General features: G+C 46.1%; 20 protein-coding genes and 1 tRNA gene. 13 read left to right on the top strand and 8 right to left on the bottom strand.

Annotated elements, in window-relative coordinates; genetic code table 11:
• Positions 1–2 precede the first annotated feature (2 nt).
• Both R7R78_RS20260 and orn read right to left on the bottom strand, forming a co-directional pair.
• Positions 3–75: transfer RNA gene (locus R7R78_RS20260), tRNA-Gly, on the bottom strand.
• A gap of 156 nt (positions 76–231) precedes the next feature.
• Positions 232–777, bottom strand: a complete 546-nt coding sequence (gene orn, locus R7R78_RS20255; protein WP_017635574.1) for an oligoribonuclease — start codon at positions 775–777, stop codon at positions 232–234.
• A gap of 129 nt (positions 778–906) precedes the next feature.
• Here orn and rsgA point away from each other — a divergent pair, with 129 nt between their 5' ends.
• The 4 genes from rsgA (at position 907) to R7R78_RS20235 (ending at position 5546) form a co-directional block, all read left to right on the top strand.
• Positions 907–1971: a small ribosomal subunit biogenesis GTPase RsgA gene (gene rsgA / locus R7R78_RS20250; RefSeq protein ID WP_005386419.1), complete on the top strand. Its 1065-nt coding sequence runs from the start codon at positions 907–909 to the stop codon at positions 1969–1971.
• Positions 1972–2087: 116 nt separating this feature from the next.
• Positions 2088–2945, top strand: a complete 858-nt coding sequence (asd, locus tag R7R78_RS20245; protein ID WP_054575296.1) for an archaetidylserine decarboxylase — start codon at positions 2088–2090, stop codon at positions 2943–2945.
• 166 nt (positions 2946–3111) lie between these two features.
• Positions 3112–4527, top strand: a complete 1416-nt coding sequence (locus R7R78_RS20240) for an SLC13 family permease (protein WP_005386418.1) — start codon at positions 3112–3114, stop codon at positions 4525–4527.
• A gap of 131 nt (positions 4528–4658) precedes the next feature.
• Complete coding sequence (locus tag R7R78_RS20235; protein ID WP_225474177.1) at positions 4659–5546, top strand: DMT family transporter; 888 nt, start codon at positions 4659–4661, stop codon at positions 5544–5546.
• Positions 5547–5628: 82 nt separating this feature from the next.
• Here the strand turns inward: R7R78_RS20235 and gpmM are convergent, their stop codons facing one another.
• Positions 5629–7161, bottom strand: coding sequence for a 2,3-bisphosphoglycerate-independent phosphoglycerate mutase (gpmM, locus tag R7R78_RS20230; protein ID WP_137282419.1), 1533 nt, complete (start codon positions 7159–7161; stop codon positions 5629–5631).
• A gap of 547 nt (positions 7162–7708) precedes the next feature.
• Between gpmM and R7R78_RS20225 the strand changes: the two genes are divergently transcribed.
• From R7R78_RS20225 to R7R78_RS20205, 5 genes are all read left to right on the top strand, one after another.
• Positions 7709–8143: a rhodanese-like domain-containing protein gene (locus R7R78_RS20225; RefSeq protein WP_225474176.1), complete on the top strand. Its 435-nt coding sequence runs from the start codon at positions 7709–7711 to the stop codon at positions 8141–8143.
• Between the two features lie 225 nt (positions 8144–8368).
• Positions 8369–8833, top strand: a complete 465-nt coding sequence (secB, locus tag R7R78_RS20220; RefSeq protein ID WP_005386410.1) for a protein-export chaperone SecB — start codon at positions 8369–8371, stop codon at positions 8831–8833.
• A 195-nt stretch (positions 8834–9028) separates the two neighbouring features.
• Positions 9029–10066, top strand: a complete 1038-nt coding sequence (gene gpsA, locus R7R78_RS20215) for an NAD(P)H-dependent glycerol-3-phosphate dehydrogenase (protein ID WP_005381474.1) — start codon at positions 9029–9031, stop codon at positions 10064–10066.
• Positions 10067–10144: 78 nt separating this feature from the next.
• Positions 10145–10966, top strand: coding sequence for a serine O-acetyltransferase (gene cysE, locus R7R78_RS20210; protein ID WP_005381475.1), 822 nt, complete (start codon positions 10145–10147; stop codon positions 10964–10966).
• 27 nt (positions 10967–10993) lie between these two features.
• The gene (locus R7R78_RS20205; protein ID WP_005381476.1) at positions 10994–12139 is read left to right on the top strand and encodes a murein hydrolase activator EnvC family protein; all 1146 of its coding nucleotides are present in this window, start codon (positions 10994–10996) and stop codon (positions 12137–12139) included.
• Positions 12140–12212: 73 nt separating this feature from the next.
• Here R7R78_RS20205 and R7R78_RS20200 read toward each other — a convergent pair whose 3' ends face one another.
• The 4 genes from R7R78_RS20200 to epmA form a co-directional block, all read right to left on the bottom strand.
• Positions 12213–13169, bottom strand: a complete 957-nt coding sequence (locus R7R78_RS20200) for a DHH family phosphoesterase (RefSeq protein WP_225474175.1) — start codon at positions 13167–13169, stop codon at positions 12213–12215.
• Between the two features lie 144 nt (positions 13170–13313).
• Complete coding sequence (locus R7R78_RS20195) at positions 13314–13949, bottom strand: TetR/AcrR family transcriptional regulator (protein WP_225474174.1); 636 nt, start codon at positions 13947–13949, stop codon at positions 13314–13316.
• A gap of 21 nt (positions 13950–13970) precedes the next feature.
• Positions 13971–14345, bottom strand: coding sequence for a VanZ family protein (locus R7R78_RS20190; RefSeq protein WP_005381482.1), 375 nt, complete (start codon positions 14343–14345; stop codon positions 13971–13973).
• Positions 14346–14354: 9 nt separating this feature from the next.
• A complete protein-coding gene (gene epmA, locus R7R78_RS20185; protein WP_149192320.1) occupies positions 14355–15326 on the bottom strand; it encodes an elongation factor P--(R)-beta-lysine ligase in 972 nt (323 codons plus the stop codon).
• Between the two features lie 435 nt (positions 15327–15761).
• On the opposite strand from epmA, the gene frdA reads away from it, so the two are divergent.
• From frdA to frdD, 4 genes are read left to right on the top strand one after another with little or no spacing between them, the layout of a single operon-like run.
• On the top strand, positions 15762–17561 hold the full coding sequence (gene frdA / locus R7R78_RS20180) for a fumarate reductase (quinol) flavoprotein subunit (protein WP_054575300.1): 1800 nt from the start codon (positions 15762–15764) through the stop codon (positions 17559–17561).
• Entirely contained in the window at positions 17561–18319 is a 759-nt protein-coding gene (locus R7R78_RS20175) for a succinate dehydrogenase/fumarate reductase iron-sulfur subunit (RefSeq protein WP_005381489.1), read from the top strand. Before frdA ends, R7R78_RS20175 begins: the two co-directional genes overlap by 1 nt.
• A 2-nt stretch (positions 18320–18321) precedes the next feature.
• The gene (gene frdC / locus R7R78_RS20170; RefSeq protein ID WP_005381491.1) at positions 18322–18705 is read left to right on the top strand and encodes a fumarate reductase subunit FrdC; all 384 of its coding nucleotides are present in this window, start codon (positions 18322–18324) and stop codon (positions 18703–18705) included.
• Between the two features lie 11 nt (positions 18706–18716).
• Positions 18717–19094 carry a fumarate reductase subunit FrdD gene (frdD, locus tag R7R78_RS20165; protein ID WP_225474173.1) on the top strand — a complete coding sequence of 126 codons (378 nt, stop codon included), beginning with the start codon at positions 18717–18719 and terminating at the stop codon, positions 19092–19094.
• Positions 19095–19196: 102 nt separating this feature from the next.
• Here frdD and R7R78_RS20160 read toward each other — a convergent pair whose 3' ends face one another.
• A complete protein-coding gene (locus tag R7R78_RS20160) occupies positions 19197–20600 on the bottom strand; it encodes an SPFH domain-containing protein (protein WP_005386397.1) in 1404 nt (467 codons plus the stop codon).
• Positions 20601–20689 lie beyond the last annotated feature (89 nt).

Here is a 20689-nt window from a genome sequence, read left to right as displayed (position 1 = left end):
GGAGCGACACACGAGGTTCGAACTCGTGACCTCAACCTTGGCAAGGTTGCGCTCTACCAACTGAGCTAGTGTCGCATCAACAACGTTTCCGCTGTTTAGGGCTGCGAATTATAAGAGCATTTTTTTGTGATGCAAGTCCTTCCTTCAAAAAAACTTTATTTTTTTACTGAACGACGAAAAAGCAATCAAAAGCGATATAAATTACAACAATTTGGATCGCAACTTTAACAGTTAAATCTTGAAAATAGTACCTCGATAGTACTTAAGTTCTGCGATGGACTCACGAATGTCGTCCAAGGCCAAATGTGTTCCCTGTTTTGTGAACCCATTTAGCACCTCAGGTTGCCAGCGACGTGCTAGTTCTTTAAGAGTACTAACGTCAACATATCGGTAATGGAAGAACTCTTCCAACTCAGGCATATGCTTGTATAAAAAGCGACGATCCTGCCCAATGCTGTTACCACATATTGGCGACGCCCCTTTTGGCACCCATTTTTCTAAAAATTCAATGGTTTGTGCGACTGCGTCTTGTTCTGAGATTTGACTGTTTCGAACGCGCTCCACCAAACCGCTTGCCGTATGCGTATTAGTACACCAGTCGTCCATTTTCGCCAGTTCTTCTTCCGGCTGATGAATCGCTAACACTGGACCTTCAGCCAAAATATTTAGTTCGCTATCCGTGACAATAGAAGCAATTTCGATGATTTTGTGCGTTTCAGGATCAAGCCCTGTCATCTCTAAATCAACCCAAATTAGGTTTTGATCGCTAAAGGACATGGTTACGCCGCCTATTTGTTTATCGATAAAAGAGGTACTATACCTCAAAATACGAGAAACACGATACTCATACACGGAGCCAAGAGTACGGCTCAACCATTTGAGTAAATTCACATAAAGTACAGAATTGTGGCAAAGAAGAAAAAGTTAACCAAAGGTCAGGTGCGACGCGTACGTAGCAACCAACAAAAGCGTTTGAAGAAGCAAGAAGATTCCATTCAGTGGGATGAAAACATGCTAGGCGCCAGCAAGCAAGGTCTCGTGATCACTCGTTTTGGTCAGCACGCGGACATTGAAGACCTTGAAACAGGCGAAATTCAACGCTGTAACCTCCGCCGTGGTATTGAGTCTCTAGTATCTGGCGATCGTGTTTTATGGCGCGAAGGATTGGAGTCTATGGCGGGCATCTCTGGTGTTGTTGAAGCGGTAGAACCTCGCTCTTCAGTGCTCACTCGTCCAGATTATTACGATGGCCTAAAACCCGTTGCAGCCAATATTGATCAAATGGTCATTGTCTCTTCGGTATTACCAGAGCTATCGCTAAATATTATTGACCGCTATCTCGTTGCATCAGAAACACTGAATATTGCGCCATTGTTGGTCTTAAATAAGGTCGACCTTCTAGAAGCCGATGACCGTGCAATGTATGAAGAATGGCTCAAAGAATATGAACGTATTGGCTATAAAGTGCTTCTGGTCAGCAAGAAGTCTGGAGAAGGCATTGCTGAACTAGAAACCCTGCTGCGTGATCGAATTAATATCTTTGTTGGTCAATCAGGCGTAGGGAAATCCAGCTTAGTCAACGCGTTAATGCCGGAACTAGAGAGCGAAGTGGAAGAAGGCGAAGTCTCTGAGAACTCTGGCTTGGGCCAACACACCACGACGGCTGCACGTTTATACCACATTCCAACGGGTGGCGATTTGATCGACTCACCTGGAGTACGTGAATTTGGTCTTTGGCATTTGGAAGCAGAAGAAGTAACAAAAGCATTCGTTGAATTTCGACCATATTTAGGCGGTTGCAAGTTCCGAGATTGTAAACACAATGATGACCCAGGCTGCCTTCTACGTGAAGCTGTCGAGAACGGGGAAATTAACGAAACTCGCTTTGAAAATTATCATCGTATTTTGGAAAGCATGGTTGAAAACAAAGCAAATCGTCAGTATTCACGTAATAAAAAAGCCGATCTGTAATTGAGTTAAGGCTGTAACTGTGTAAAAAGTCTTCACCTAATACTGACAAGCAAATTAAATTTCAGTAACATCACGCGCCCTAAAGCGCGAATCTAACAGAAGTATCGGAATTAAAGATGGACAAGTTTAAAGTTGGACTGCAGTACTGGATCCCACAACACGGCCTCACTCGCCTAATGGGTAAACTGGCTTCAGCAAAAGCTGGCGGTCTAACAACAGCAGTTATTCGTTGGTTTATCAAACAATACAATGTGAATATGGATGAGGCAAAGCACTCAGATCCTAAGCATTTTAAAACGTTCAACGAGTTTTTCGTTCGTGAGCTAAAAGAAGGCGCACGCCCAATTTCTGAAGGCGAAAACGTCATCACTCATCCAGCCGACGCTTGTGTTAGCCAGTTTGGCCCTATTGAAGATGGTCAACTTATCCAAGCAAAAGGTCATCACTTCTCAGCACAAGAATTGCTGGGCGGTGACGCGAATTTAGCGGACGAATTTAAAGATGGTTCTTTTGCAACATTGTACCTATCTCCGAGCGATTACCACCGTGTACACATGCCATGTGACGGCACTCTGCGCCAAATGATTTACGTACCAGGTGACCTGTTCTCAGTAAACCCTCTGACAGCAGAAAACGTACCGAACCTATTTGCACGTAACGAGCGTGTGGTGTGTATCTTCGATACTGAGTTTGGTCCAATGGCACAGGTGCTTGTTGGTGCGACAATTGTTGGTAGCATTGAGCAAGTATGGGCTGGCACGATCACTCCGCCTCGTGGAAACACTGTCTACAAATGGAATTACCCAGCAGAGGGTGACAAGGCCGTGATCTTGAAAAAAGGCGAAGAGATGGGCCGCTTCAAACTGGGTTCTACTGTTATTAACCTGTTTGCCAAAGACGCGATTGAGTTTGACGCAAGCATGGAAAACGGTAAGCCAACCGTTATGGGCACACCTTACGCCTTGAAAAAATAAGTAAAACACCGTTAAAGAGCCCTTTATTAAGGGCTCTTTTTATTGATAAAAAGCAAAACTCCGTTCGAAATTTAGCCTCTATTTCTCAAACTCATACCTGCCTCTAAGACCCTCATTCCACAATCAATTATCCTGCGCTTAGAATGAATATTTAGAGGGGCAGCCAATGCCAAAGATGAGTGTAAACACGTTGGCGAAATTGCTGGTGTGCTTTTTAATTCCGCTCGGTGTTTTGATGATGCCGATCGATGCTATTCCTATTGACGATCTCACTTTAATTCAGCATCGCCTGTTGGCTATTTTTCTTCTTGCTGCTCTACTTTGGGTTCTCGAGCCGGTTCCCGTTTTTGCTACGTCCATTCTTATTATCGCTCTTGAACTGATCATGATATCGGATAAAGGTTTGCATCTATTTCGCAATCCACCAGCGGGGCATGATTTAGGAGAGTTAATTGCTTACACCGATATTTTCTCGGCCTTCTCTTCACCGATCATTATTCTTTTTATGGGTGGTTTTGCTCTTGCGATTGCGGCTTCCAAATACGAGCTCGACAACAACCTCGCCCGAGTTCTATTAAAACCATTCGGCACCCAACCTAAGTTCATCATGCTGGGCTTGATGTTAATTACCGCCGTTTTTTCAATGTTTATGTCCAATACTGCCACGACCGTGATGATGCTAGCCCTGCTTGGCCCCATCGTCGCTTCAGCACCTAAAGGGGATTTAGGCATTAAAGCACTGGTGTTGTGTATTCCAATTGCAGCGAATACAGGCGGCATTGCGACTCCGATAGGCACGCCACCTAATGCGATAGCGCTTCAATATCTCACTGGAGAAAACGCGATAGACTTCCTATCGTGGATGACAATGGGTCTACCCTTTGTGTTGGTACAACTCACTGTAGCTTGGTTCTTGTTGCAAAAGCTGTTTCCGTCTAGCGAACCAGAAATGAAACTAAAGCTAGATGGTACATTCAAAAAGAGCTGGCGTGCGATCGTCGTCTACATCACTTTTGCACTAACCATTTTGCTTTGGATGACAACGAAAGTGCATGGCATGAATACATATGTTGTCGCGATTATCCCACTAGCAGTGTTCACGTTAACGGGCATTATGGGAAAAGAAGAGCTCAAGCTGATTAACTGGGATGTTTTATGGCTGGTTGCCGGTGGTATAGCAATTGGTATTGCCTTAGACAAAACAGGCTTAGCCGAAGCATTAGCGCACGCCATTGATTACAGCCTGCTATCACCATTTGCCGTTGTTTTAGCCCTATCAGTAGTGTGTTGGTTAATGGCGAACTTTATGTCTAATACCGCAACGGCAAACTTATTGATGCCTATTGCTGCCGCTATTGGTACATCCATGCCAAGCCTTATTGCGGTTGGTGGCCTACAAGGTTTACTGGTTGTCGTCGCCTTCTCCGCATCACTTGGCATGATCTTACCGGTTTCCACACCACCAAACTCTTTGGCTTATTCAACAGGCCTCATCGAGAGCAAAGACATGGCGAAAGTAGGCCTGATTCTCGGTTTGATTGGTCTACTTATCGTGTATGGCGCAGTTTTGGTACTGTTTTAATCGAAGAGCTCCATGAAAAAGCGTATTGTCATGGAGTGCTCTCTAGCTACTGCCCTTACAGAGCGGCTTTTACATCCCATAAATTTCGTGCATATTAAGACTCCTCTACTCTACAAGGACGTCGACACATCATGGGTTACGAATGGCTTGCTTTATGCGCCGCTTTTCTGTGGGCAGTTTCTAGCCTAATTTCGGTCATTCCTGCACAACACCTAGGCGCATTTTCTTACAGCCGCTGGCGTATGGGCTGCACAGCCGTGATCTTATCAACAATGGCCTGGATAACTGGCGGCTGGTTAACGGTTTCTTGGGAACATGTAACGCCAATGATGGCCTCAGGACTGATTGGTATTTTTATTGGCGATACCGCTCTATTCGCGTGTTTGAATCGTATGGGGCCAAGACAAGCCGGGTTACTCTTCTCTTGCCACGCCGTGTTCTCTGCCATCTTGGGCTACTTCTTATTTAGCGAAGTCATGACCACAATAGAACTACTGGGCGCATCATTGGTATTTAGCGGCGTGGTGATGGCGATATTCTTTGGCCGAAGAGGTCAAGTGAATAACGTCTTGGAAGACATTAAAGGTAACATCTGGGTGGGTATTGGACTTGGCTTAACCGCAGCAATGTGCCAAGCATTGGGCGGCATCATCGCCAAGCCAGTAATGCAAACCAGTATTGACCCAGTTGCGGCTTCTGCTATTCGAATGATCAGTGCCTTTTTCGCCCACAGCATGTTGTTAATTCTAGGAGTCAAAGTCGCTCGCTCGACGCAACACATTACTTGGCGCATATTTGGTATTACTGCGCTTAATGGTTTCTTGGCGATGGCCGTCGGCATGACGCTAATCTTATACGCACTGCAAGAAGGAAATGTAGGTATGGTTGCACTTCTATCTTCAACCACGCCAATTATGTTGCTACCACTGCTCTGGATTTACACTAAACGCCAACCAAACCGATTTGCATGGTTGGGCGCTGTCCTAGCTGTGATTGGTGCGGGCATTTTGGTTCAGTAACCTTACAGACCAGCCCTTACTGCCAGATACAAAAAAGCCCGAGTTTAAACTCGGGCTTTTGTCATTCGGAGCTGTTAGTTAATTATTTAACTAATACTTCACCCGTCATTTCTGCTGGGATTTCTAGACCAGCTAGAGAAAGCATGGTTGGTGCAAGGTCAGACAGTTTACCGCCTTCTTTGAATTCAACCGCTTTGTCACCTACATAGATTAGAGGTACGGGTAGGTTAGTATGAGCAGTGTGGATGCCGCCAGTTTCAGGGTCGATCATCATTTCTGCGTTACCGTGGTCCGCAGTGATCAATAGTTGACCGCCAACTTCTTTGATTGCTTCAACCACTTTACCCACACTTTCATCTAGAGCTTCGATTGCTTTCTCAGCCGCTTCATAAACGCCAGTGTGACCAACCATATCTGCGTTCGGGTAGTTACAGATGATGGTATCGAACTTACCAGACTTGATAGCCGCAACCATCTTCTCTGTTAGTTCTGGAGAGCTCATTTCAGGCTGCATGTCGTACGTTGCAACTTTTGGTGAAGCAACCAATTGACGCTCTTCGCCTTCGAATTCGTTCTCAACACCACCGTTGAAGAAGAAAGTCACGTGTGCGTATTTCTCTGTTTCAGAGATACGTAGCTGAGTTTGACCTTGTTTAGATAGCCACTCACCGTAAGTGTTTTCTAGAGACGCAGGTGGGAATGCGATAGCTAGAGGGATATCAGCCGCGTATTGAGTCAGCATCACAAAGTTAATTGCTGGGAATGCTGCACGCTCAAAACCGTCAAATGCAGGAACGAATGCACGAGTGATTTGACGTGCACGGTCAGCACGGTAGTTCATGAAGATAACCGCATCGCCATCTTGCATGATTGCGTCTTCTTGACCTTCTGCTTTGATAGCTGTTGCTTTAACGAATTCGTCGTTTTCTTCACGAGCGTAAGCCGCTTCTAGACCTGCAACTGCCGTTTCTGCTGTGAACTCAGCTTTAGCTTGAGTTAGAAGATCGTAAGCAACTTGGACGCGATCCCAGTTGTTGTCACGGTCCATTGCGTAGTAACGACCTACTAGAGAAGCAACGCGGCCTTTACCTAGTTTCGCAAATAGGTCTTGGAAACGTTGTAGTGAGTTTTCAGCACTACGTGGTGGTGTGTCACGGCCGTCTAGGAAGCAGTGTAGGTAGATTTTCTCTGCGCCACGCGCCGCTGCCATTTCAACTGCTGCGTAAATGTGGTCTTCGTGAGAGTGAACACCGCCTGGAGACATCAGGCCCATGATGTGTACTGCTTTTTCAGCTTTCACAGCAGAGTCGATTGCTTCAACTAGCGCAGGCGTTTCTTCGAACTCACCATCAGCAATTGATTTAGTGATACGAGTCAGGTCTTGGTATACAACGCGGCCTGCACCAATGTTAGTGTGACCAACTTCAGAGTTACCCATTTGACCATCAGGAAGGCCAACATCCATGCCTGAAGCAGAGATTAATGTGTGTGGGTTATTCGCAATCAGAGCATCCATTACTGGTGTTTTCGCATTCGCAATTGCGTTACTTGCTGTGTCTTCACGGTAACCGTAACCGTCAAGGATAACTAGAGCCAATGGCTTCTTAGCTGACATAGTGATGACCTCATCAAATTTAAGTAACTTTTGGCGTAGGGCCTCGCTGCCCTATCTAACCTTGAAACAAAACTAGCGTAATTTTACTACACTTTTTAACCAAAACTGTAGGTTAAGATCAAATAATGTTTGCGATTTATTGTTGCTATCTTACAAGTTAAGCGAACAACGAGTCAGTGCCGACAAACGTGTTCCACAAGCATAGTCATTTCTAATACGCTTTGTACACCCCAGTCTAAGTTCGGTTTTCTTACGCTTCTCATTCTTATTTTTGCACTTGAAACAGTGCTAATTTAAAGCAACATCAAACAAGATGGGTTAATACCTATTGTTCTCTTTTCTCAGTAAAACAGAAGTCACTTAAACCGATAAGTCCAATAGGCCAAAGCAATCAAGCTACCAGAGCGAAATGTACGGATAGTAAGGGCATAACGGGTTTATAGAGATCTCAATTATTCGTTAGAAAATTTTAACCCTCTCGCCTAAGAGCCGTAACCTCGCTATACTCCTGCTTTATTTTTCCGCCAACAGCGTAAGAGCTCAAGACATGCAAGAGTACATTGAATTTTTCCAACAGAACATGATTCTATCTTTGGTTTGGGTAGGTCTTCTTGTCGCCTTTATCATGAACATCGTGAAATCAGCGACAGCCGCATACAAAGAAATCAACGTAAACCAACTGACTCATCTTATGAACCGTGAAAACGGCGTTGTAGTGGATATCCGTACCAAAGACGAGTTCAAAAAAGGTCATATCACCGACTCACTTCACATTTTACCGTCAGACATCAAAGCGTGTAACTTGGGTAGCCTTGAAAACCACAAATCAGACCCAATCATTGTGGTATGTAAGACAGGACAGACCGCTCAAGAAAGCGCAAACCTACTAGTAAAAGCTGGCTTCGAAAACGTGAGCCTACTAAAAAATGGTTTGATTGCGTGGAACGAAGCGAACCTGCCGTTAGTTCGCGGTAAGAAGTAGGAACGTGGCAAGAACGAAAGTTCGCGTTTAAACGCGCTTTTACCAAGCCTCGCGGACAAAAAACTGAGCAAATTGAAAGCAGTTGGAGCACTAAGTTGTGACGCTTTGCACGTAATACACGCTTCATCTAGTCAAGGTAGATTGGCTCAGTTAGTCTCAGGACATACCAGTTTTCTGAGCTTAGACGTTTCTAGGCTCAACAAATATTGATTTAAGGATTAAAAAATGGCTGAAGCAGCACCTCAAGACGCACAACAAAACTTCGCAATTCAACGCATCTTCCTAAAAGACGTTTCTTTTGAAGCGCCGAACTCTCCAGTAATTTTCCAGAAAGAGTGGAACCCAGACGTTAAACTAGACCTAGACACTCAAAGCCGTGAGCTTGGTGAAGGCGTTTACGAAGTTGTTCTACGCCTAACCGTTACTGTGAAGAACGAAGAAGAGACTGCGTTCCTATGTGAAGTTCAACAAGGTGGTATCTTCACTGCTGAACAAATGGAAGCTGGTCAACTTGCACATTGCCTAGGCGCATTCTGCCCGAACATCCTATTCCCATACGCTCGTGAAACTATCTCAAGCCTAGTCGTTAAAGGTACGTTCCCTCAACTGAACCTAGCGCCAGTAAACTTTGACGCGCTATTCATGAACTACCTACAACAGCAAGCTCAACAAGGCGAAGCTGAAGCGTAATTCACGTTTTATAAGTGACGAATAGCCACAGTGCTGACGTCACCGACTCAAATAAAATGCACAGAGCGTCTACCATTCGATGCAATGTGCATTTTTTATTTCTGACAAAAGTTCCTAGTTCCTAATCGCCAGAAGGCGTAAAATTTGACGATTAGGAACTAGATTCTACTAGTAGCAAGACAATTAGGCGGTAGCATGACACAAGCAAATACAAACAATGCTTACGGTAAAGACATCGCAATGACTGTGATTGGCGCAGGCTCATACGGCACCTCTTTGGCAATCTCACTCGCTCGTAACGGCGCGAACGTTGTCCTTTGGGGACACGAGCCAGAGCACATGGCTCGCCTAGAAGCAGACCGAGCTAACCATGCCTTCTTACCAGGTGTTGATTTCCCTGAAAGCTTGATCATTGAATCGGATTTAGAAAAAGCCGTTCAAGCAAGCCGAGATTTGTTGGTTGTGGTTCCAAGCCATGTCTTTGGCATCGTGCTAAACAGCTGTAAACCATTCTTGCGCGAAGACTCTCGCATCTGTTGGGCAACCAAAGGGCTTGAACCTGAAACGGGGCGCCTACTGAAAGACGTTGCTTATGACATTATCGGTGAAAACTACTCACTAGCAGTATTGTCTGGCCCAACGTTTGCGAAAGAGCTCGCAATGGGTATGCCGACTGCAATTTCAGTTGCGTCTCCAGATTCTGAATTTGTTGCGGATCTACAAGAAAAAATCCACTGTAGCAAAACCTTCCGCGTATATGCCAATAGTGACTTTATTGGTATGCAATTGGGCGGCGCTGTGAAAAACGTTATTGCGATTGGTGCGGGTATGTCTGATGGTATTGGTTTTGGCGCCAACGCCCGTACTGCATTAATTACTCGTGGCTTGGCTGAAATGAGTCGCCTTGGTGCTGCGCTGGGTGCACAGCCAGAAACCTTTATGGGCATGGCAGGTTTAGGCGATCTTGTCCTGACATGTACCGATAACCAATCACGTAACCGACGCTTTGGCTTGGCATTAGGCCAAGGTAAAGACGTTGATACGGCTCAAGAAGAAATTGGCCAAGTGGTTGAGGGTTACCGCAATACAAAAGAAGTATGGCTACTCTCTCAACGTATGGGTGTTGAGATGCCGATAGTTGATCAAATTTATCAAGTATTGTATCAAGGAAAAGATGCGCGCTTAGCAGCGCAAGATTTACTTGCTCGTGACAAAAAAGCCGAAGGAAAGTAGCACTCTACCGCCCTTTGCAGCTCATCTGAGAAAAATTGAAGTTGTCGGGTCACGGAAGAACCACTCTGGATATTGAGAATGAAACACTGCGAAAAACAAAAAGTCTGGAACAAAATTGTCTCAGAAGCCCGTGAAATGTCAGAACAAGAGCCTATGCTGGCGAGCTTCTATCATGCCACCATTATCAAGCATGAAAGTTTGTGTGCCGCTCTGAGTTATATTCTGGCTAACAAATTGAACACCGCTTCCATGCCAGCGATGGCTGTGCGTGAAGTGGTTGAAGAAGCCTTTGCGGCTGATCCAACCATCACTGACGGCGCGGCTTGTGATATTTGTGCCACGGTCAATCGCGACCCTGCTGTTTCAATGTACTCAATGCCATTGCTGTACCTAAAAGGCTATCACGCACTGCAAGGCTACCGAGTAGCAAACTGGCTGTGGAAGCAAGGTCGTCACGCTCTTGCGACTTACCTACAAAATCAGATTTCGGTAGCATGTCAGGTCGATATTCACCCTGCAGCACGCATTGGTAGTGGTATCATGCTCGACCATGCAACAGGCATCGTGATTGGTGAAACTGCCGTGGTCGAAAACGACGTGTCTATACTGCAAGATGTCACCCTTGGTGGTACTGGTAAAGAGTGCGGCGATCGTCACCCGAAAATCCGTGAAGGCGTGATGATTGGTGCAGGTGCCAAAATTCTTGGTAATATCGAAGTGGGCGAAGGGGCGAAAATCGGCTCTTGCTCCGTAGTATTGCAAGCGGTGCCACCGCACACGACCGTGGCAGGCGTACCCGCGAAAATCGTTGGTCGACCAAAAACAGACAAACCCTCTCTCGATATGGATCAAGGCTTTAACGGCAAGTCGCAAAGCTTTATCCATGGAGATGGTATTTAATCGTCAACAAACCTTTTTGACAACAACGTGGTAGGTAACTCTCAAGTGCGAAAACAAAATCACCCTGTTCTACGCTCGGCTATTTTATTAACTTGTGCTTTATCTGCCACTTATCCCATTACCTCCTCTGCTGTGAGTCAGCAAGAGCTCAAAGGCGTATCCAGTGAGATAAGCCGTCAGCGCAAATCGCTCTCTTCCCAAGAAAAGCAGCTCAATGAGTTACAGAAATCACTAAAAGATCAAGAGCTTGGTATTTCTAAGCTTGAGCGTGAAATACGACAAACCAAGTCTAACCTCGCACAAGCAGACAAAAACATAGAAAACCTGGAAGAGAAAATTGCCTTGCAAGAAGCACAGCGTCAAGAGCAAGAAGAAGAACTCAAACAGCTGCTGCAAACGTATTACGTAACCGAGCGAGCGAAGGCCAATGGTCACTTGTTAAATCAAGGTGTGGAAGAAGACCGCATGAGCCAATACTTCCAGCATTTAGCTAAAGCACGTGCTGAAGTGATTGATGCGATCACCAAAATAACCCAAGAATTAGCGCACAACAAAAACCAGCTCGAGCTAGAAAAAGAGCAAATCGAGACTCTGCTCAAGCAGCAATCCGAAAAACGTACAGCGCTAGCGAGTACACAATCCAAGCGTAAGCAAACCCTGAATAAAATTCAGAGCAGTATCAAGAATGACAAACGCTACTTAGCCGAGCTGCAACGCAACGAAACCCGTTTAAAAGCAGAGATCGCCAAAGCAGCGAAGCGTAATGCGGTGCCAATGGACGGACTCGGCAAACAGCGCGGTAAGTTGCCTTGGCCACTCAAAGGCAGTGTGTTACACAACTTTGGTACGCGACAAACCGGGCAGGTAAACTGGAAGGGCATGGTGTTGTCTGCCAACTATGGTCAACAAGTGAAAGCCGTTTATCCTGGTACTGTCGTATTTGCTGAGTATCTGCGCGGATACGGTTTAGTGGTACTGCTCGACCACGGAAAAGGTGACATGACCCTCTATGGTTACAACCAAGCGTTAACTAAAAAAGAAGGCGACCGAGTCACCGCCGGCGAAGTGATTGCTCTCGCGGGTGATACAGGTGGTCAAGACAGACCATCGCTGTACTTTGAAATTCGTCGTAATAGTGAAGCGCAGAATCCGAAATCTTGGTTAAAACGCTGATTATCTGACTCATAGACTTATAATAAAAAAGGAGCCACTCGGCTCCTTTTTTGTATTCATATTTTGGAAAATGCTATGCGTAGTAGGTTTCTACCGCATCAATAAAAGCATTCACATCATCTTTGCTTAACGCGTTGATTCCTGCCGCCGCCTCTCGCCCCCCACCTGTCGGGAACTGACCACACACGGCAACGGCACCTTGTTTATTGTTTAATGGGGCGCGGAGTGAAACCGTATAAGTACCATCTGCATTTTCAGTAAGTACCGCATGCGCAGAGTCAGGGGTTTGGTTTGCTAGCCAGTTGCCATAAACACCACTGATTCGGCGTGATGCCGCCGTGTTTGGTAACTCAAACAACTTCAGCTTACCACTCTCATGCATGGCAGGCACTGCGAGAGCCGCCTCCATGTCTTGTTGGTAAGCCGATTGCAATTGGTAGTATGGCGAGGCCGTATCTTCAATAGCTTCAAATGGTGACGTGTACTTCAGCAAAGCTCGGTACAGCTCCGCAGGGTGAAAGTGTAAATCTTCGACCTTCGATCCGTAGCCGTTGTAGTTAATTAAAGTACCCAGCTCTTTTAGCTGCTCTTTCTGTTGCTGCAACAAGCCCGCGTTATTCGCTAACTCATCGGCTTTAGCAATCATGTTATCGCCATAAGCCGCCGTAATCGCCCAGTTATGAAAACGCCCATCAAGCAACTTATCGACAATCAACGCCGTGCACATGTTGGCATCGAGGTCGATGTGCGCATCCAAATTACCATGCTGAGGAATGTCGCCCGCTTTGTGATGATCGGCGTAAAAGACGTGCGCGCCTTGAGCCAAAGCTTGCTCTAGACCTGCCATGTTCTTTTCCATCGAAATGTCTAACACAGTCAGCTCATCACCCGCTTGCACGTCTACTTTTTCCACCAGCTTGATGTCGCGCTTTACACCGGTTATTAACTGGGCATCGACAGGATCAGCCAAACGCAATTGTAGAAGAGCAATGATGCCATCAGCATCACCATTAAAAATGTCGTAATTCATGGGGCGATAGTTCCTTTATCGAGAATCTTATCCCTGCAAGGGTTTTTAGCGTATGGGACTATTGTGCGTGGCATATTTGACAAGTCAACTCGAGCCACGACTCGAAAATGAGAGTGACTCTCGAAATATTAAGCAGTTTGACGTTTAACTGTGTAGATTGCTAACCGCATCGTCTAATAACAGTAGCTGCTCTAAGCCCTGCTCTGTTGCTAATGGCTTAACGACATTAAGCATCTGCAACATCCCTTGCTTCACCATTTGCTCAGTAATGTTGGTTTTTGAAGCCATCGCGGATTGATATGCCAACCAACTACACGCAATCAAGTGCAATGTACATACCAATGACTTCAACTGTTGTTGATCGACATTCAACAGCTTCATCGTTACGAACTCTTGCATAATAGCAATGAGGTTCGCTTGCAGCTTCTCTTGCACATCGATGTACTGTTCGTGTAGCTGTTCATCTCGTGACAAGATTTCTGGTAAGTTTGCGTAGAAAAAGCGGTATTTCCACATCAAGGTAAAAATAGAGTCTAGGTAGCTCTTCAGCATAGTCAGGCTCTCTTGCGAACCTTGAATAGGGGTAAATCTTTCTAAAAGTTCTGCTGAATAAAGCGCAAAGATCTCACGAACGATTTCTTGCTTATTGCGGAAGTGGTAATACAGATTACCAGGGCTAATTTCGATGTGATCGGCAATGTGATTGGTGGTGATGTTTCGCTCACCATGTTGGTTGAACAACTCCAGTGCCGCGTAGACGATTTTGTCGCGCGTTTTCATTGTTATCGTGTTCCCTCTTCATTAACGAATCGAGTATAGCGACTTCACCAACCTAGGTCGATAGAGGCTCCAAATACGGTAACATAACAGACCAGTTAAGATGCCAGTTGAGTTGGCGACAAGGTCTAACCAAGAAGTTTGTCGCCCTACATACCCTTGCAACCACTCAATAACGGCGCTGAATAGCAAAATACCAATCGCCACCGCCCAACGTTGACGCCAACGCCACACGCAAAAGCAACCTAAAAACGCAAAGCCGCTATACGCCATAGCGTGCTGCATTTTGTCGAGATACGCAATATTGCCCCAGTCTTGCAGTTCACCTGAACTCAGAGATAAAAAAGCGATCAATATGGCGTAGCTAAAGATGACGAAACGTGCAGCCGTCAGGTTCATTGGACGTCCTTATGCAATTGGAAATGGAAAGGCCGTCACTTGATCAATGTGGTCACAGCCTAGCGCCAGCATGATCAAACGATCGATACCCAACGCGACCCCTGCACAATCTGGCAACCCTGCTTCCAGTGCAGAGATCAGATGATAATCGATCGGCTGTGGTTTTAAACCCATTTCGATACGCTTTGCGTTATCTTGTTCAAAGCGCGCTAATTGCTCTTTCGGGTTATCCAGTTCATGAAATCCGTTCGCCAGCTCTATCCCCTTAAAGTACACTTCAAAACGATCCGCGACGCGATGATCTTGAGGATTGATTTTCGCAAGCGCCGCCTGTGATGCAGGGAAGTCGTACACAAAAGCCGGCACGTCCTGACCAATTTTGTTTTCTACTCCCACGCTAAATAGTAGTTGCAGCAGCGTATCGCGATCTTCTTCTGGCTCAGCAATGTCACTCAAACCCAGCTTGCTTGCCGCCGCTTTCAGCTCAGTCATCGAGCCTTCCAGTGGACACACACCCAACACATCAATGAAGGCTTGCTTATACGTCATGCGCTGCGCTGCGCCACACTTCAATACCAGCTGCAACAGGTCATCCATTTCATCCATCAATTTATGATGGTCAAAGCCAACGCGATACCACTCCAACATCGTGAATTCAGGGTTGTGGTAGCGACCATTCTCTTCATTACGAAATGCTTTGTTGATTTGATAAATACAACCGCTACCCGCAGCCAAAAGGCGCTTCATATGGAATTCTGGGCTGGTCATAAAAAACAGCTTACTGCCATCGGCATAGCCTGGGCCAACAAACTCGGTTTGGAAAGTATGCAAATGGATGTCAGTCACGGTTGCGTGACTCATGGCTGGCGTATCGACTTCCATCACCTGTCGGTCAGCGAAGAATTGTCGAATCGACGCGACTAACGTCGCACGTTGACGAAGTTGGTCAATGGAAGCAGTAGGTTGCCAGTTGGTTTGCATAACAAATCTCTCAAACTTTAATTCAGCGAGGAAAGTCTCATTCTACATGCTTTTTACTCTTCAAGAAGAGAGGAATATCCCTTCTTCTTTTTACTAATGAGCTCGCCAATTTGAGGCAAGCATTACTCGTGCCGCAGAACAAAAAACACTCAGTTAAAATCCTATTATCCATGCGGTTAATGTCACGCAACACAGGCTTAACATCCCTAATGTTAATGCTTGAGGGCCAAAACCTCGATGCCGTGATAGCAGTCACATAACCTATAAATTCTATGCCCTTAAGTGCATTACCGAAGCAAAAACCCAATTACATCAATTTTTCTGCCATGTGGCTCATCTACACTAACCCTACTACTTTTGGGGAGTTCTTTTTAAAGAGCGCCTCGTAATGACAATAACAAGCGGATTTCCGCAATCACACACTGGAGGATAACTGTGCAAATTATCACCACAGATATCGCAGTCATCGGCGCAGGCGGCGCTGGTCTTCGTACTGCTATTGCAGCGGCTGAAGCAAACCCAGACTTAGAAGTCGCTCTGATTTCTAAAGTTTATCCAATGCGCTCCCACACGGTCGCTGCAGAGGGTGGCTCAGCAGCAGTTATCAAGGATGAAGATAGCTTAGACAACCACTTCAACGACACTGTTGGCGGTGGTGACTGGCTATGTGAACAGGATGTTGTTGAATACTTTGTAGAGAACGCGACTCGCGAAATGATCCAAATGGAGCAATGGGGTTGCCCATGGAGTCGTAAAGAGAACGGTGAAGTCAACGTACGCCGCTTTGGTGGTATGAAGGTTGAACGTACTTGGTTCGCTGCAGACAAAACTGGCTTCCACATGCTTCATACGCTATTCCAGACATCAATGAAGTACAGCAACATCAAACGTTTTGATGAGTACTTTGTGGTGGATCTGCTTGTTGATGAAGGCGAAGTTCAAGGTCTGATTGCTATTCACATGTCTGAAGGCGAGCTTGTTACTATCAAAGCAAAATCTGTTGTTCTAGCAACAGGTGGCGCGGGCCGTGTTTACCACTGTAACACCAACGGCGGTATCGTAACGGGCGATGGTATGGCAATGGCTTACCGTCACGGCGTTCCTCTACGTGATATGGAATTCGTTCAATACCACCCAACCGGTCTTCCAGGCACAGGTATCCTGATGACGGAAGGTTGTCGTGGTGAAGGCGGTATCATCGTTAACAAGAATGGCTACCGTTACCTACAAGATTACGGCATGGGCCCTGAAACTCCAGTTGGCCAACCGAAGAACAAATACATGGAACTGGGTCCTCGTGACAAAGTTTCTCAAGCTTTCTGGCACGAACAACAGAAAGGCAACACCATCAAACACCCACTGGGTGACGTGGTGCACCTAGACCTTCGCCACCTTGGTGAAGAGTACCTACAAGAACGTCTACCGTTCATCTGTGAGCTAGCAAAAGCTTATGTAAACGTGGACCCTGCAAAAGAGCCAATTCCAATTCGTCCAACCGTTCACTACACCATGGGTGGTATTGAAACGGACGGCGGTTGTGAAACTCGCATTAAAGGCCTATTCGCGGTGGGTGAATGTGCGTCTGTTGGTCTTCACGGTGCAAACCGTCTAGGGTCTAACTCACTGGCTGAGTTCGTGGTATTTGGCCGCGTAGCGGGTGAAAATGCAGTGAAACGCGCAGCAGAATTCAAAGGTTGGAACGACGCGGCAATTGACACGCAAGTCAAAGCCGTTGAAGAGCGCATCGCGAAACTGATGAACCAAGAAGGCGACGAAAACTGGGCAGAAATACGCACAGAAATGGGCCACACCATGGAAGCGGGCTGTGGTATCTACCGCCAAGAAGATTTGATGCAAGCGACTATCGACAAAATCACTGAGTTGAAAGAACGCTACAAACGCATCAGCATCAAAGACAAAGGTAAAGTGTTCAACACAGACCTTCTGTACGCAATCGAAGTGGGTTACGGCCTAGAAGTCGCAGAAGCGATGGTTCACTCTGCGATTCTACGTAAAGAATCGCGCGGCGCGCACCAGCGTCTAGACGACGGTTGTACAGAACGTGATGACGTAAACTTCCTAAAACACTCACTTGCTTTCTACAAGCCAGAGTCAGCACCAAGTATCGATTACAGCAATGTGACCATCACTAAGTCACAGCCAAAAGCTCGTCTATACGGTGAAGCAGCAGAAAAAGCAGCGGCTGAAGAGAAGAACGCAGAGGAGCAAGCATAATGTCAGCAAATCGCATTCAAAAAGTAGACATCCTGCGTTACGACCCAGAAAAAGATGCAGAACCATACAAGCAAACATTCGAAGTCCCATTCGATGAAACCATGTCTGTACTTGACGCACTTGGTTACATCAAAGATCACCTAGACAAAGATCTGTCTTACCGTTGGTCTTGCCGTATGGCGATCTGTGGTTCTTGCGGCATCATGGTGAACAACGTACCGAAACTTGCTTGTAAGAGCTTCCTACGTGACTACCCAGACGGCGTGACTATCGAGCCTCTAGCGAACTTCCCAATCGAGAAAGACTTGATTGTTGATATGACGCCATTCATCGAGCGCCTAGAAGCAATCAAACCATACATCATTGGTAACGATCGTAAACCAGAAGACGGTACGAACTTGCAAACGCCAGAACAGATGGCGAAATACAAGCAGTTCGCTGGCTGTATCAACTGTGGTCTGTGCTATGCCGCATGTCCTCAGTTTGGTCTTAACCCAGAGTTCATCGGTCCTGCTGCACTAACGCTAGCCCACCGCTACAACCTAGACAGCCGTGACAACGGTAAAGATGAGCGCATGAAGCTTATCAACGGTGAAAACGGTGCTTGGGGTTGTACGTTTGTTGGTTACTGTTCTGAAGTTTGTCCGAAGAACGTTGACCCAGCAGCGGCTGTAAACCAAGGCAAAGTGGAGTCTTCTATGGACTTCGTGATTGCTATGTTGAAACCTGATGGTTCACCAAAGAAAGTGGAGGCATAAGGATGAGCAATCGTAAACCTTACGTTCGTGAAGTAAAACGCACTTGGTGGAAGAACCATCCTTTCTACCGCTTCTACATGCTACGTGAAGCGACGGTGCTTCCGTTAATCCTATTCACTCTGTTCCTAACTTTCGGTTTAGGTTGCTTGGTGAAAGGTCCTGAAGCATGGCAAGGTTGGTTAGCGTTCATGGCGAACCCAATCGTAGTCGCAATCAACATCGTTGCACTACTCGGTAGCCTATTCCACGCTCAAACTTTCTTCAGCATGATGCCACAAGTAATGCCAATTCGTTTGAAAGGCAAACCAGTGGACAAGAAGATCATCGTATTGACTCAGTGGGCCGCGGTTGCGTTCATCTCACTGATCGTTCTCATCGTGGTGTAAGGAGCTGAGCAATGAAACCGAATTATAGTGTAAACACATCACCAAAACGTTCTGATGAGCCAATCTGGTGGGGTCTGTTTGGCGCAGGTGGTACTTGGTTCGCGATGATCACGCCAATCACCGTTCTTGTGCTAGGTATCTTGGTCCCACTAGGCGTGATTGACGCAGAAGCGATGAGCTACGAGCGTATCTCTGCCTTCGCAACCAGCATCATCGGTGCGCTATTCATCATTGGCACGCTAGCATTGCCAATGTGGCATGCAATGCACCGTGTACACCACGGCATGCACGACCTTAAATTCCACACTGGTGTGATTGGTAAAATTGCATGCTATGCATTTGCAGGCCTCATCACTGCACTAGCAGTTATCTTTATCTTCATGATTTAAGAGACTGACCAAAAAAGAAAAAGCTGGCTAAATGCCAGCTTTTTTATTGCTTTGGGTTACCCATGATCTTTTTGCTTTTTAAGCTTTTGACCACCCATGATCTTATTGCTGTGCGACCTTCTTTGTCTGGTCCATAAGACCCAGAGCACCAAAGCCAGTAATCACATCTAGGTTTGTTTTCAAGCCCGTTTCGTCACTTCCACCAATGTAATTTTGTGGCATCTGAACTTGGAAGTTTTGCAAATTGTTGTACAGCGAGTTCGCTACGTCTCGATTCAATTCTGCCAAGTAAACTTCACGGTTTGCTCCTAACGCCGCATACTTACCTTTTAGGACTTCAGATTCTGCGCGACCTTTCGCTAATATCGCTTTCGCTTCAAACTCAGCAGAAAGTGCGTTCGCTTTTTGAATCGCTAAGTTAGCCTCTGCGATAGCTAGCTCTTTCTCCTTCTCGACTTCAGCAAGTCGTTTGGTTTTTTCCACTTCAACGATTTCACGCTCTGCAATCTGACGTGCAACTTCCACTTCTTTTTGCTGAGCAATAATTGCGAGTTCTTTACCACGCTGAGCGTCTTGCACCTCACGTGTTCGTTGAATCTCTTTGCGTAACTGCTCGGTCTCTGCCTGTGCTTTCGACGTTTCTTGTTCCTGAATCGCGCGAATACGATCCGCCACTAAACGCTTTTTATCTGCCAATAGCTGATCTAATTGCTTTTCTGGCTGCGGGTCACCAATGGTCACCTGCGTCACTTGAATACCGTATTGTTGTAACGGATTGTCTTGACGAATCGGTTGCCCGGTTTTGTCTACGACAGGTACGGTTTTCCAAACCAGTTGATTGGTGCGCTGTAATTGGTTCGGATTAGCTTGATTCGCCCCAACAGGCGCAAGATCCAACTCTTCCACTTCAACCTGACGTCGCTCTGTTAGATAAATCCCCTCTCGTAACTGATCGCCAAGTTTCGATTTAAACTGGTTCAAACCACCTTGGAAAAACTCTTCACCCGTGTATTGGGTTGCGGTAATCACCGTTACGTTACGTGCGTTCTTTACAAGCAGCGCATCGATCAAGTTACTGTTGTTGCGGAACTCTTTATGCATCTTCTTCACCGCTTCAGGGTCATTACTGAGCTTAAAGCGGAATGTTACGGGGATCTGACCAATATAGGTGTCGGCAAATCGAACCTGAATCGCATCAAGACGTTGATAAAAATCTTCGCCCTTGCTGTTACCGAATGACACGGTGATCACTTGGTCATACTTGGTGATTTTGGACAGAAATGGCATACGAAAATGAATGCCAGGTTCAGTAAACACATCCAACTCACCAGTAATATTATTCTGATGCACGTAGCTGTAACCCGCATCGGTCATCAGCACCGAGCTATTAATCGTTAAGCCTATTGCCAACAGCGGTACGCCAAATACGGCTGCTTTTAATCCTTTATGTAGTAACTGACGTCTTTCTTCCACCTTTAAACCCCTTCCTAAACCTCTGCTTTCCATTTTGTTCTCCTTTTTTGGATTGTTACTGAGTTAAATCGATAAAAATCAGATTGCTATGCAACTCAGCAACAAGTACTAATGTATCAAAA

This window comes from Vibrio sp. 2134-1 (assembly GCF_033339495.1).
This window is presented reverse-complemented; position numbering and strand designations above follow the sequence as displayed.